This window comes from Glaciecola sp. XM2 (assembly GCF_018595715.1).
Classification (GTDB): domain Bacteria; phylum Pseudomonadota; class Gammaproteobacteria; order Enterobacterales; family Alteromonadaceae; genus Glaciecola.
This window is the reverse complement of the sequence record NZ_JAHEOJ010000020.1, coordinates 754860-767793: the sequence shown is the minus strand read 5'-3', so window position 1 is coordinate 767793 and position 12934 is coordinate 754860. Positions and strand designations below refer to the sequence as shown.

Here is a 12934-nt window from a genome sequence, read left to right as displayed (position 1 = left end):
ACCGTCAAAATCGCGAAAGTAGGCTTGCTTAGATTAACTGCTTTCGTCTGTCTCTTTTTGGCGAATAATTTCATATTTGCGCATCTTTTCAACCAAGGTGGTTCTTCGCATACCAAGCTGGTCTGCTGCCCGTGCAACAACCCAATCCTGTTTATCCAATGCTTGCGTAATCAAGCTAATTTCTAAATCAGAGAGGTACTCTTTTAGATTAACGCCATCATTTGGAAGAGTTGTATCAGCGGCATCGGGGAGATTCGCCTCACTTGGTTGCGGCGCCGCTTCAGCGTATTTGAACATAGCCGTGATAGCGTCTTTCTCGGCAGTATCTTCATCCGAACTAGCTTGTTGAACCTGCGCCTGACCATGCTCGTCATATTGATATTTGTGCGGCAAATGCTCAAGGTCGATGACTTGCTTTGGATGCAGTATCGACAAACGTTCAACTAGGTTAGACAGCTCACGCACGTTGCCAGGCCAAGCATGGCAAATCAGTGAGCGCATCGCCTTTTGTGTAAAGCGCACTGACTCTTGTCTACTGCCCTCTAGTCGAGACGCAAGCTCTTGCAATAACAATGGAATATCTTGGGCGCGCTCTCGTAAAGCAGGGGCTTCGATTGGAAAAACGTTCAAACGATAGAACAAGTCTTCTCTGAACTTACCTTCGGTGATCATCTGCTCTAAATTGCGATGCGTTGCCGCGACAATTCTAACATCGCAGGTCATGGTTTTATTCCCGCCAACTCGTTCAAAAATGCGCTCTTGTAACACGCGCAATAATTTAACCTGCATTTGCAGAGGCATATCACCAATTTCATCAAGGAATAGCGTACCGCCTTCGGCCATTTCAAAGCGGCCTTTACGAGCGCTAATCGCACCGGTAAAAGCACCTTTTTCGTGACCGAAAAGCTCACTTTCTAAGAGTTCACCAGGAATGGCACCACAGTTTACCGGAACAAAAGGACCTTTTTGACGTTTTGACATGTAATGAATGTTACGAGCAATAACCTCTTTACCCGTGCCCGATTCACCTAATACCAATACGTTCGCTTCGACCGGTGCAACTTGCTCAATCAGTTCACGCACGTCGGTAATGCCAGCACTGTTACCTACCAAGCTTCTAAATAGCTTAGTTTTGCCTGATACTAAGGCGTCTAAAGGTCGGTTAGCGGTGTAGTAATCACTGCTTTTTTGCAATAGATCATTGAGATTGTCGTAGGTAATAGGCTCGTAAAGTGAACCCATAAGGTTTTTAAATGTGCTTTCTTTACTCAGCTGAAAACCAATATTAATGAAAGGGCTTTCTGGGTAGGCCTGAATGACCTCTTCTGCGATTTCAGGGATATCTCCGTCAATCAATACGCTAAACCAATTCTTACTTTCATCAAAGACAGCATCACAATCTGCATAAGTACAATGTTGAGGCTTTTTGCCTAAAAACGTAAGTATAATAGTAAGATGGTCTACACGCGTTTCATTGTCGCTGATGATCAAGATTTGATTCATGGTAAGCAGAGGGTTCCTGAGGTTTCGCTAATAATTGACGGATATTACCGAAAACGACGGTTTAATGACACCATTAAATCATTACATTTGAACCCTACTATCCCGTAACAATGCATTAAAACGGAATAAACTCTTTGTTGTCGTCTGGGACCGCTGGAAATTTACCTGCACGCCAGTCCTCTATCGCTTGATTAATTCGCTCTTTTGAGTAGCCCACAAAGTTCCATGTAATATGCGGCACTTTTTCAAAACGATCGCCTCCTAACAAAACGACTCGACCAGGCTGAACAAAACTAAACGCGCTCTCATCATCAAATAACACAAAGTCGCCTTTGGTATAAACCTGCCCAGCTATTTCGATTTCGCCGGTAATCACGTAAACCGCCGTTTCTTGTTGTGAGTCCGGTAGGTCTATTGCACTGCCGGCACAAGCGGCGATATCAAGGTAAAACATAGGGCTATACGTTTTAATGGGGGCGCTCATGCCGTAAGCTTCTCCCACTATCAAACGCATCATGATATCTTCTCTGATAAGGGTGGGTAGCAACTGCTTTTTCACGTGTTGAAAACTTGACTCGAGCTCTGCCATATGCTCAGGTAATGCTACCCAGCACTGCAGGCCATCTATTGCATGTTTGTTTGCTCGCACTTCAAAGGTTTCGCGCTCTGAATGCACAATACCCTTGCCCGCGGTCATCCAATTCACATCACCTGGGAATATTTCTAAATGGTTACCTAATGAGTCGCGATGCAAAATACTGCCCGTGAACAAATAGGTTAAGGTGGAAAGACCGATATGGGGATGAGGTCGCACATTAATGCCCTGCCCCGCGGCAAACTCGGTCGGCCCCATATGATCAAAAAAGATAAACGGCCCGACCATCTTTTTTTGCATATGCGGTAACACTCGCCTGACCGTCAACCCGCCTAAATCGTGTTCCTTTGCAACTAAATGCGTCGCCATTGCCCTTCCTTAACCCACCTAAATGAATAGATAGTGTAATACACCGGTAAAGTTGTGCAACATAGAGCAAGAAATGGGTAAAAGGGGGTGCGGCGTGTTAACTAAAGACTCAGCGACATAGCCTTGTGCATTAACTCGGCTCGAAGCCAGTCATCAGGGGTATCTATGTCTTGCACTAAATAAGACGGCAACACAATGGGAATAGAATCGCTAGAGAAAAATGCCTTATCTGATAGTAGGCCGTCTATTGTCCCCCAATAAAATTGCCCTGCGTCGTGATAGGCTGGATTTAAATCTTGGGAGCGCGTATTGCTGTACTGAGGGTAAAGTGCAGATAAATGACCATTTGTGATGCTCAACGCTCTTTGCACCGGAAAGGCAAATTCGGTGACTGAAAAAGCAAACGCTTTGTCAGGGCTGGCGAGCAATTTTTCCAAACCTTGTTTTAAATAAGATATTTGCAATAAGGGAGATGTTGCATAGATACAACAGCAATGGGTGACTTCATCATATCGCTTGGTCATATAATTGACCGCATGAGTAATCACTTCTCTGGTAGTGGCATAGTCATCTGAAATGGCATCTGGGCGCAAAAAAGGCACGTCGGCACCATATTCCCTCGCGACATTTGCGATATCTTGACTATCAGTAGAGACGACAACGTGATCAAACAGTTGACTTTCTATTGCTGCCTCTATGGAGTAAGCGATGATTGGCTTGCCGTTAAATGACTTTATGTTTTTGTTGGGGATGCGTTTGCTTCCTCCTCTAGCGGGAATGAGCGCAAACTTCATTTTAATATGTCACGCAGTGCGGCTATTACAGCATCTTGTTGTTCTAGGGACAAATCAACGTAGAGCGGCAAGGTAAGCGCGTTTTGATAAAAACTTAATGCGTTGGGAAAATCATTTGGTTTGAAGCCTAAAGCAGCGTAGTACGGGTGGCAATGTATCGGGATATAATGCACATTCACAGCAACGCCTGCTTTGTGAAGCTGTTCATATACCGTTTTTCGGTCATGCTCAGTGAGTTCAATCATGAACAAATGCCAAGCGCTAGAGCTTATGCTGTTTGGCTCTGGCAATTTAACCGCCAGCCCCGAAAAGGCATCAAGGTAACGTTTTGCGAGAGCTCGTCTTTTCTCAACGAAGGAATCGACCCGTCTCAATTGGCTAATACCTAATGCCGCTTGTAAATCGCTGAGTCGATAATTGTATCCAAGCACTAGCTGTTGATAATACCAAGGTCCTTCGACTTCACCGAGCAATTTATCAGCATCTCGCGTAATGCCATGTTTAGCATAAAGCTGACAGGCATCATGCAACGCTTGTTGATTAGTAACAATTGCGCCACCTTCAGCAGTCGTAATTGATTTCACAGGGTGAAAGCTAAATACAGCCATATCAGAATATTCACAATTGCCGACATTATGACCGTGATATTGCGCGCCGAGCGCATGGGCAGCATCTTCAATAATGGCGATATTTAAAGGGCGACAGAGTGCAGAAATCGCCAGCATATCGCAACTCTGGCCGGCGAAATGCACAACTACAAGGGCTTTTGGCAGCGTATTATTTTGTTGAGCGATGTTGAGTTTACGCTCCAACTCAGTTGGGCAGAGATTTCGTGTAATAGGATTAATATCTACAAAGTCGACGCTTGCATTACAATACAGTGCACAATTAGCTGACGCTGCAAATGAATTCGGTACTGTCCAAACATGATCACCTTCACCGATGCCAAGCGCCAAACAGGCAACGTGCAAACCAGATGTACCGCTGTTAACTGCCGTACAAAACGTCGCCCCTGTATAATCACAAATAGCCGCTTCAAACTCAGGAACTTTTGCACCCTGAGTCAAAAAGTGATTTTGTAAAACATCGACAACGGCATCGATATCCTGCTCATCTATTACATGTTTACCGTAAGGGATCATAAGGTTTGCTTGTCTAACTCTATTAATTCTTCGACAGTTAAAAAGTGTGGATTGGTGCCAGAGTGATACTCAAACTGGTCGGTGACCCATTCACCCTTTTCTAAGAGTTTGTTCTGGCTGTAGTTTACGGACATTCCAGAAAATTTGATAGCCGGAGTAATCACAAAATGATCTTCAAACTCAACCGAATGATGCGCCATCTCCTCAGGCACCATCACTTCATGAAGCTTCTCACCAGGACGAATTCCAACTAACTCATATTCACGTTGACCACTCATTGCTTCAACAAGATCTAAAATTCGGATAGAAGGAATTTTAGGGACGTATATCTCGCCGCCCTGCATCCTCGCAAAGTTTTTAATAACAAAGTTGACGCCCTCGTCGAGCGTTATCCAAAACCTGGTCATTTTTTCGTGTGTTACCGGTAACGATGTTTTTCCCTGACGCATAAGCTCTCTGTAGAAGGGAACAACGGAGCCTCTAGAGCCAACCACATTGCCGTAACGAACCACAGAAAAAATAGGGCCATCTGCGCCAGCAATATTGTTTGCGGCCACAAAAAGTTTATCCGATGCTAATTTAGTAGCGCCGTAAAGATTAACAGGGTTTGCAGCCTTATCTGTCGACAAGGCAATTACTTGCCTTACATTGTTGGCAATACACGCATCAATTACGTTTTGTGCACCATTTATATTAGTTTTAATACATTCATTTGGATTGTATTCTGCTGCTGGAACTTGCTTAAGCGCAGCGGCATGTACAACATAATCTACCTTCTTCATGGCAGTGACCAAGCGCTCTCGATCGCGCACATCACCTATGAAATATCGCATGCATGGAGCATTAAAGTGCTGCTGCATCTCAAACTGCTTTAGTTCGTCTCGTGAAAATACAATCAAGCGCGCTGGTTGGTAATGCTCAAGCAGATGCGTAATGAATCGCTTGCCGAACGAGCCCGTTCCACCGGTAATTAATATACTCTTATTATCAAACACTTAACGTTTGCTCCTGTAGATTCTTAATCACTTCAACCACATCTTCTCTTACCTGCCAATCCCCGAGCATTTCATAAGGCGCGAGAGCTCTGGTCATTCGCATTCCTCGATTGCCTAGCGCATCGGTCGTAGTCAATGCACCATCGTCTGAACGAGTAAACCCGATATAGTGTTTGAAGACAAACGCAGGCGATTTATTGACGCCATATGTGATGTTTTGCTCAATATATTGGGTGGCCAAAGACGTGTATTCGTCTTTTTTGATATCTAAAGCACGATTTAAGCCAGTTTCACAAAAACGAGGTTTAAACAGTATAAAGGCATATTTATCTACATCGAGCAGCCTAGCGCGCGCAAAATGCAACGCCTCGTTAGCATCAACCAGTGGAAGCTCGCCTTCAAGCGTTTGCTCCAGCTTATCGCCTTGAAAGTCTGCATACGCAGGCATGTAACAAAGGCAAACGTTTAATCTTGCTTCAACTAAGTGAATCAAATCATCCGTCAATGCGTTCTCATTGTTATACATGATTAGCATTGCACTACTTGGCGCAATTGTAGACAGCTTACGATATAGGGTGTTTGCTTGAGCGGCGCTAGTAATAAAGAAAAGTGCGTCGCTATGAAGGCTGTCCTTGAGTTCAGTTATGTTAATGTTGACAGGTGCTTGCCTGACAAAATAATCCTTCACATTTTCATTGAACACGTACATAGGTACCTGCTCAACGGTCTTATTGCGCGCCATTAGCAATGTTTCACGCTTTTGATAAAAGGCGGTCGCGCTGTCAAAACAATAGCTACCGTTCTCTAAAATAGCCGTGAAATCCGCAAGCAATGTTTGCCAATAGCCTAATATTTTTGTGGCATTTTCAATTACGTGTTCTTCTTGCGATGCCATGGCCGCTTTTGATAAAGCCGCACATAGATAATTTAAGCTGCCGTAAAAGTAATAACCGAACATCGATTTACCTTCGACTAGGCAAGCGTTCAAATAATCTCGCAGCTGGTCAACAAGCTCTCTAAGTTGAGTCGCGCTGGTAATAGGCGTTTCGGCAAACGCTTTTAAATCTTCTAACTGTCGCGCCAATAGCGGTTGCGAATATGCGGCCTGATACAAAGCGCGAATATCGCCTTGAACGTCTACAAATGCGGTGCGTAACTGCTCGTGTAACACAGCAGCATCAATAGCATCATTGGTAATCAATACTTGGTCAAGTTGAAGCGGTGTTGCGCCCTTTATAAAAACACCATCCGACAAATTAAAACAGTCTATCTGCAGCTTACTGAGCAACTGCTCCATCATACTGCGAGACATATTAAACTCAGCCTTGGTGAATACCAGCTCTCTAAAGTTGCCACGCACCGGCAAACTTTTGGCTAAATTTTTTTGATAATCAAAAATCGCTTTACCGTCTTCAAAATACCCTGAATGCTTGCTGTGATGATTGTCATAATCCACAAACCCTAAATCGACACCCAATAAATAAAGCTGGTTAAACCCTAAGCTCGTGAAAAAATCGAGCGCAAGGTTAGTCACCGTTGGGAATGATTTGGTCAGTTGCGTAAAGCGCTTTTCACCTAACATAGACATGGCGGTTATCGATGAGGCTTCCCCACTTTTAAAAGCTACCAAGGTACCTTTATAGAGGCTGCTTGTGTCAGGGTGCACGCCATTGATTGACACCAGAGTGATCGATTTTAAAAACTCAGGATCGTCGATGCGCGAGGCCCAATCATAATTGGCGCGATTTTGTTCCACTTCTGCATGAAAGTCTGGTGTGATACCGTATCGATGCATAGCCTGCAACGCGGTGCCACAACTTACCACAATGATACTTTTTCGATTTTCTAAAATAACGTCAATACTGGCGTCTAAAGATGGGCCGTTCCCAATGATAAACAAAGGTAATGCTAGCACTGACTTAGGTAAAATTTGTTGCGGATTGGCTGCCATGGTTGGCACGCCATTGGCCAATCCATATTTGGTATGTTCAATGCCATAAAGTGCATGATCAAGGTTTTCACCAAGGGTAAAAATCACTTTTAATTGGTCTCTTAACTCTTTAACTGCTCGACTTAAGCCCTTATTTTGGTAGCCTTGAATAAAATACGTTTCATTAAGCTGATGCGGGCCAATAGCAACAAATTGAGCATTTAAATCGGTGAACAAGTGTGAACCAGCTTCACCGATATTGATGTAGATTCGTTGCTTTGCCTCATCCACTTGCTTAAGTATGCCCGCCCAATCAATAGCAAACAAAGATGCGTAGAAAAAATCAGGATTCGGCTCGCATACAATTAAACAATCAATGGTGTTTTGTCTAAACAAGTTTTGCGCGGTGTAACCGGTTTCTAGGCCAAAAAATATTAGTACTTTAATATGCTCTGGCAATTCGCCTATATCGTCGGTTTGTGCGCGTAAAACCGTTGCGGTGCGTCTCACAAAGGTATTGTGAAGATAATGCTTTAACTTGTCTTTTTCATATCCAAAAATTAAACCATCGCGATTAGGAAACTTTTGAAAATGTTGTGCTAAACGTTGGGATTTTTCTGCATTATCCTGAGGGTTTAATACACAGCCTGTTGCTAAATGAAACAGGTTAACTTCTCCGGTAACGGCATGTTCAATCGGCTGCCAACCTTGATATGCATAATCATTAAACTGTTCGTACAGCGATGGAAAATAATGTTCTAGTGCGGTGAGGTTATCGCTAAATCGTGAGCTGCTTTGTTTAGCGCTTCGCCAATTTTCAACATTCAGCGATGGTGTCCAAGGCAGTTGTAAATCTTTAAAGTCTTGCTCAACATTAGGTGCAACGGGGAGATGAAGCACCGAAAACTGCTGGCGCCTAAGCTGCGTTAATATAGTATCAAACGTGGGGTAATTGTAATGTTTAAAAAACCAAATGTGTTTGAGTGAAAACGCGCTATTTAGCTCGTTTAAGTCTTCGTAAAGATTGCTAGCATCGTTGCCAAGTTGTAAAAATATTCGTTTATTAGAAATGGCGGCTTTTGACAGTATTTGATGCCAATCGGTGCAGTATAACGAGCAATAAAAAAGCTCCCAGTTTGGCTCGTAAATCACTACGTTTTGCGCGTTACTTTGTTCTATTAGCGCGTCAAGATGCCGCCCCTTTCCCACCCCCATTATCACCAAGGTATCAATATGTTGGGATGCCCGTGACTGCGCTAAATTTTGAGTGAACTGTTTAAACGCATCGAAATTCGCAGTGGGATCGACATTTTTTTGACTAGGTTCAAGATAATTGACTATTGCGCTGTGCGCTGCCCAGTTCTCGACCTGCATGGCAATCTGTTGGTCTACTTCAAAGCCATAAAAGGTATTGCCGGCAGCGATGTCGATGATGTTTATCTGCCCATTTTGGTCAACAAAAATGCTGAGCTGCGTCGACGTGTGCTTTTGGATATTTGCAGCGATATTGGGAATATGTTGGGCAAAAGCCGCCTGATTGGCGATAAACTGATGCTGAAGTTTATCGGCCTGCTCTTTCTCTAATGAGAGTTGCGTTTGTTCGTTTGAATGTAGATGAAGTCTTATGTCATTTAGCATTAGTCACACTTGATGATATTGTTTAATTGCTTTGGAGGCCTTAGCGTATCCCGCTAATTCATCCTTCACCTGCTGGGTTTGCGCTGAGATTAACCGAACCAACTGTTCGTTAACTTTAAGCTCCGCTTTTGCAAAACAGCGTTTTTGCTGATCCTGCATGGTGTTAAGCAATAAATTGACCAACTTCGCGCGTTGGTCAATCAATATCTTCAATTGTGGTTCATCTAACGTTTCTTGCGCCAATACATCCTCTAATGAGACGTTAATCTGAGCTAAGTCTTCTGGTGTGTAGGAATGAGAAAAGTTAAGAGAATTACTCACGCACTCGCTCGCGCATAAGCTTCTTGTTTTGCTGACTCAGGAATTTGTGCCCAAGCATCTTTTATAGGTAAAAACAAAGCAGATACTTCGTCTATTACCGCAATGCCATTATCAGAGTTCAAAGACACCAACTTATCAATGATATAGTTATAAAGTGCAAACAGATTCTCTGAAAAAGACCCACCCACTTCCAAATCCAGTGTGTCACGAAGATTTAAAAATATCGCCATCGCTTTTGAGACGTGCTCAGCGCGACCTTTTAAGTCATTTCTGTCGATGCAACCTTTCGCATAGGCAAGCTTATCAAGCGCGCCTTGCATCAACATCAACGTGATTTTGTGTGGATCAGCGTTCGCTAAATCCTGTTTTAAAGTACCTTTCTGATAAGCATTAATCGCTTTAATTGACATGTTAGAATCCTAATGCTGCAAATAGTGCGTTACCCGTTTGCTGAAGAGAAGCAACGGTCTGGTCTAAACTTAAATATCTTGCGCGAAGCGTCGCCTCAAAGCTTTCCATACGTATATCGAATCTTTCACGCTCGTCTTCTAATTGGCTTTGCTGTTGTTCAATCACCGACTCTCTAGATGATAAAATCCCCGAACTGCTCGTAAACTCTTCAGTAAACGCAAGTAAGCGAGTGGCAATGCCGCTGTCGCTAGTAAACAAAGCAGCAACATCGTCAAAGTTATCAGCGAGAGCGTCATTTAAGCGCTCACTACCTGAACCAAGTCCAAAATCGGTACTGCCAATTTCTAACTTACCATCGGCGGTGAGTTCTACGCCTAACGCAAATAAACTACCGATTACCGATTCTTGAACGTTGCCACCTAAGACATTCGACAATCCCGAACGAATTCCCCGCACGGTGCTGTCTCCCGCCAAAGCGCCATCTTCATCTTCGTCGGTCAAGCCATAGCTGGTGAGTTTATTTAATTCATCGACAAGTTCGTTATAACTGTCAACGAATGAACGAATGTTTTCTTCCAAATTTTCCACATCAAAACCAATGTTTAAACGGGAAGGAATGGGATTACCTAACTCATCTAAGTCCGAGAGCTCTTTTGCGTCAAAACGCACGCTTTGAATGGTGTTTTCAAACTTGTTTGTATCGCTTTGCACTTCAATACCATCAACCGTTGCAATGGCGTTTTGCGCAGAACGAACTGGGCTTAGATATGTTGCTGGTATCAATGGGTCTGTTGGCGGAACCGCAGTTTCAGTGGAATCGGTGGTGGTTAAGCGGTTGAGTTCTGCCACATCATTATTATTCACAATGCTAAGGTCATTGCCCTCACCTGTCACCTGGGATGAGAACACCAGTTTTGCCCCGCCATCAGCCGTACCCGTATTAATGATATTTGCGGTGACGCCGAAGTTATTTTCGTCGTCGTTGATCATTTCTCGCAGTTCAGCAAGCGTCATACCCGCTGTTAAGGTAACGGTAAATTCATCACCCGTGTTACCCACTTTGAATGTAATATCCGCTGTGCCGGTAGTCAGCACCACATCATCGGTCGATGCAAATCCACCGTTGGCAGCGTCAGGGGTTTCTATTCGACTTCCGCCAGCCATTTGTTGGATTGCAATCTCGTAGCTGCCGGTTAAAGCAGAATTTGAAGGGCTTGCTGTGAAAGGCTCGTTGCTTTCAGATGGATTTTCAATGACGGGATCGCGGCCGCTAAGGTTGTCACTATCTTGCAGCGCTTTAACTGCATCTTCAAACTCAGAAAGTTTAGATTTGACCTTACCAACGGCCGAGATTTCTTCGTCAAGGCGGTCTTCACGAGCATCAAATCTTTGGATTTTAGGAGAACGCTCAGCCGCAAGCAGCTGCGAAACCAATGACTCAAGATCTAAACCTGAACCCACACCCAAAGATTGAATACTCATAAATCACCTCATGTTTAAGCCCGCTTATCTAGCAATAGACCAACGCTATTGCCTTCAGTAGACTCTAATTCTCTAACGCGTGCGGCAAAAGTTAGCACCTCTTCGGAGGGTATTTGCCGTATAACATCGCCGTTTGCCGCATCGGTAACAGTCACTACCTGTCGCTCTGACTTTTCATCAACACTGAACTGTAATGCAGTGCCTTTGGTAGACAGAAACTCACCAACATCGCCAAGGGCGTCGCGTAAATCTACGCTTTCCTCTCTAGCACTTATATCGGCTTGCGCATCAGCAACTTTAAGCTTTTTTTGCTGATCGCTACGCTGTTGCTCAGACAATTGTGTTGTCGATTTTTCAGCGTTTTTAACCTGTTGAGTGAGCGCTGGGTTTTCACTTTTTGTGAATGCACTTGCACCTGACGCTAATCCGACGACATTACTTACATTAAATGTTTTGTCGTTAATTACGCTTGCACTATCCCTTGCAATATTTTGACCAATTTGCGAATTGATATTGTCCATAATTTTCTCCTACTCAATTAAAGGAAGAGCGGTTGCACCTAAAGTCACTGGTGAACCGCCCGTTCAACGCAATCGTTAATCCTAATTATTCTGTTTTAGCCTAGCAGCGAAAGCGCTAATTGCGGGCGCTGTGAAGCCTGGCTCAAAACAGAAATAGAAGCCTGTTGCATAATCTGATTACGCGTTAAATTCGCTGTCTCAGCAGCAAAATCAGTATCGGTAATGCGCGAGCGTGCAGCACTTAGGTTTTCAGCCACGTTGCTCATATTTCTAATGCTCGATTGGAAGCGGTTTTCTAAGGCACCTAAATCTGCGCGGGTCGCACCAATTGTTGAAATTGCACCGTCAATAGCAGCAAGGGCTGCGGATGCACCTCCAGCCGATGAAATCGATAGTCCAGATAGACCTAGTCCAGTGATGCCAAACCCTGACGATGACTCTAAATTAACCGAGACAGTTTGACCGGCGTTAGACCCAACCAAAAATACTGCAGAGAAGTTGCCATCAAGTAATTCGACACTGTTAAACTGGGTATCGGTGGAAATTCTGTCGATTTCAGAAGTCAGCGCCGTCACTTCTTTTTGAAGCGCTGCGCGATCATCATCAGAATTAATGCCGTTTTGCGACTGGATCGCAAGTTGGCGAATTCGCTGTAACGCGTTAGTCGTCTCACCTAACGCGCCTTCTGCAGTTTGCGTCAAGGAGATAGCATCGTTTGCGTTGCGAATACCTTGGTTAAGACCTTCCACTTGTGATGTTAAGCGGTTTGAAATTTGCAGACCCGCTGCATCGTCTGCTGCACTGTTGATGCGAAGACCAGAAGACAAACGCTCAAAAGATTTATCTAACGAATTAGATGTATTAAATAATTGACGCTGCGCATTAAGTGCAGACACATTTGTATTAACAAACAAAGACATACTACCTCCAGAAAGCCAGCGTTGCGTGAACGTCTCTACATGGCGTTACACTGGCTACTTTTCTTTTACACCTGAGATGGGTTCACTACACCCAGCTCAGAGACCTCATTTTAGTAATATAATTTTAGGTATATTACCTCTCAACTAAGGGTATCGGCGCCGACAAGAGAATCTTTAGAAAATAATGCAAAAAAATTAAAGATTATTTTAAGCATATGAATTTGAAATGATTTTTCTGGGCTTTTATGAGTGCACAAACACCGTGATAACGCATACTGTATGCAGCGAAGGCATTTTAAAGACTATGTTTGGA

11 protein-coding genes are annotated in these 12934 nt (G+C 43.8%); all 11 read right to left on the bottom strand.

Annotated elements, in window-relative coordinates:
- Positions 1–33 precede the first annotated feature (33 nt).
- Positions 34–1503, bottom strand: a complete 1470-nt coding sequence (locus KJ365_RS07955) for a sigma-54 dependent transcriptional regulator (RefSeq protein WP_214451081.1) — start codon at positions 1501–1503, stop codon at positions 34–36.
- A 115-nt stretch (positions 1504–1618) separates the two neighbouring features.
- Positions 1619–2467, bottom strand: a complete 849-nt coding sequence (locus KJ365_RS07950) for a pirin family protein (protein WP_214451080.1) — start codon at positions 2465–2467, stop codon at positions 1619–1621.
- 101 nt (positions 2468–2568) lie between these two features.
- Positions 2569–3261: a pseudaminic acid cytidylyltransferase gene (gene pseF / locus KJ365_RS07945; protein WP_214451079.1), complete on the bottom strand. Its 693-nt coding sequence runs from the start codon at positions 3259–3261 to the stop codon at positions 2569–2571.
- Positions 3258–4403, bottom strand: a complete 1146-nt coding sequence (gene pseC / locus KJ365_RS07940; protein WP_214451078.1) for a UDP-4-amino-4,6-dideoxy-N-acetyl-beta-L-altrosamine transaminase — start codon at positions 4401–4403, stop codon at positions 3258–3260. The genes pseF and pseC overlap by 4 nt, the downstream gene beginning before the upstream one ends.
- Positions 4400–5398, bottom strand: a complete 999-nt coding sequence (gene pseB, locus KJ365_RS07935; RefSeq protein WP_214451077.1) for a UDP-N-acetylglucosamine 4,6-dehydratase (inverting) — start codon at positions 5396–5398, stop codon at positions 4400–4402. The genes pseC and pseB overlap by 4 nt, the downstream gene beginning before the upstream one ends.
- Positions 5391–8966 (bottom strand): motility associated factor glycosyltransferase family protein, encoded by a 3576-nt coding sequence (locus tag KJ365_RS07930; RefSeq protein WP_214451076.1) that lies wholly within the window; start codon positions 8964–8966, stop codon positions 5391–5393. Before KJ365_RS07930 ends, pseB begins: the two co-directional genes overlap by 8 nt.
- A 3-nt stretch (positions 8967–8969) precedes the next feature.
- A complete protein-coding gene (locus tag KJ365_RS07925; protein ID WP_214451075.1) occupies positions 8970–9287 on the bottom strand; it encodes a hypothetical protein in 318 nt (105 codons plus the stop codon).
- Positions 9284–9697 (bottom strand): flagellar export chaperone FliS, encoded by a 414-nt coding sequence (fliS, locus tag KJ365_RS07920; protein WP_214451074.1) that lies wholly within the window; start codon positions 9695–9697, stop codon positions 9284–9286. Before fliS ends, KJ365_RS07925 begins: the two co-directional genes overlap by 4 nt.
- 1 nt (position 9698) lies before the next feature.
- Entirely contained in the window at positions 9699–11180 is a 1482-nt protein-coding gene (fliD, locus tag KJ365_RS07915) for a flagellar filament capping protein FliD (RefSeq protein WP_214451073.1), read from the bottom strand.
- Between the two features lie 14 nt (positions 11181–11194).
- Entirely contained in the window at positions 11195–11701 is a 507-nt protein-coding gene (locus tag KJ365_RS07910; RefSeq protein ID WP_214451072.1) for a flagellar protein FlaG, read from the bottom strand.
- Between the two features lie 95 nt (positions 11702–11796).
- Positions 11797–12621 (bottom strand): flagellin N-terminal helical domain-containing protein, encoded by an 825-nt coding sequence (locus KJ365_RS07905; protein WP_214451071.1) that lies wholly within the window; start codon positions 12619–12621, stop codon positions 11797–11799.
- Positions 12622–12934: the final 313 nt, after the last annotated feature.

What these genes read in the sequence shown, in the direction of transcription:
- KJ365_RS07955 (WP_214451081.1), bottom strand. Translation starts at nt 1,503, where the DNA reads ATGAATCAAATCTTGATCATCAGCGACAATGAAACGCGTGTAGACCAT.
- KJ365_RS07950 (WP_214451080.1), bottom strand. Translation starts at nt 2,467, where the DNA reads ATGGCGACGCATTTAGTTGCAAAGGAACACGATTTAGGCGGGTTGACG.
- pseF (WP_214451079.1), bottom strand. Translation starts at nt 3,261, where the DNA reads ATGAAGTTTGCGCTCATTCCCGCTAGAGGAGGAAGCAAACGCATCCCC.
- pseC (WP_214451078.1), bottom strand. Translation starts at nt 4,403, where the DNA reads ATGATCCCTTACGGTAAACATGTAATAGATGAGCAGGATATCGATGCC.
- KJ365_RS07930 (WP_214451076.1), bottom strand. Translation starts at nt 8,966, where the DNA reads ATGCTAAATGACATAAGACTTCATCTACATTCAAACGAACAAACGCAA.
- fliS (WP_214451074.1), bottom strand. Translation starts at nt 9,697, where the DNA reads ATGTCAATTAAAGCGATTAATGCTTATCAGAAAGGTACTTTAAAACAG.
- fliD (WP_214451073.1), bottom strand. Translation starts at nt 11,180, where the DNA reads ATGAGTATTCAATCTTTGGGTGTGGGTTCAGGTTTAGATCTTGAGTCA.
- KJ365_RS07910 (WP_214451072.1), bottom strand. Translation starts at nt 11,701, where the DNA reads ATGGACAATATCAATTCGCAAATTGGTCAAAATATTGCAAGGGATAGT.
- KJ365_RS07905 (WP_214451071.1), bottom strand. Translation starts at nt 12,621, where the DNA reads ATGTCTTTGTTTGTTAATACAAATGTGTCTGCACTTAATGCGCAGCGT.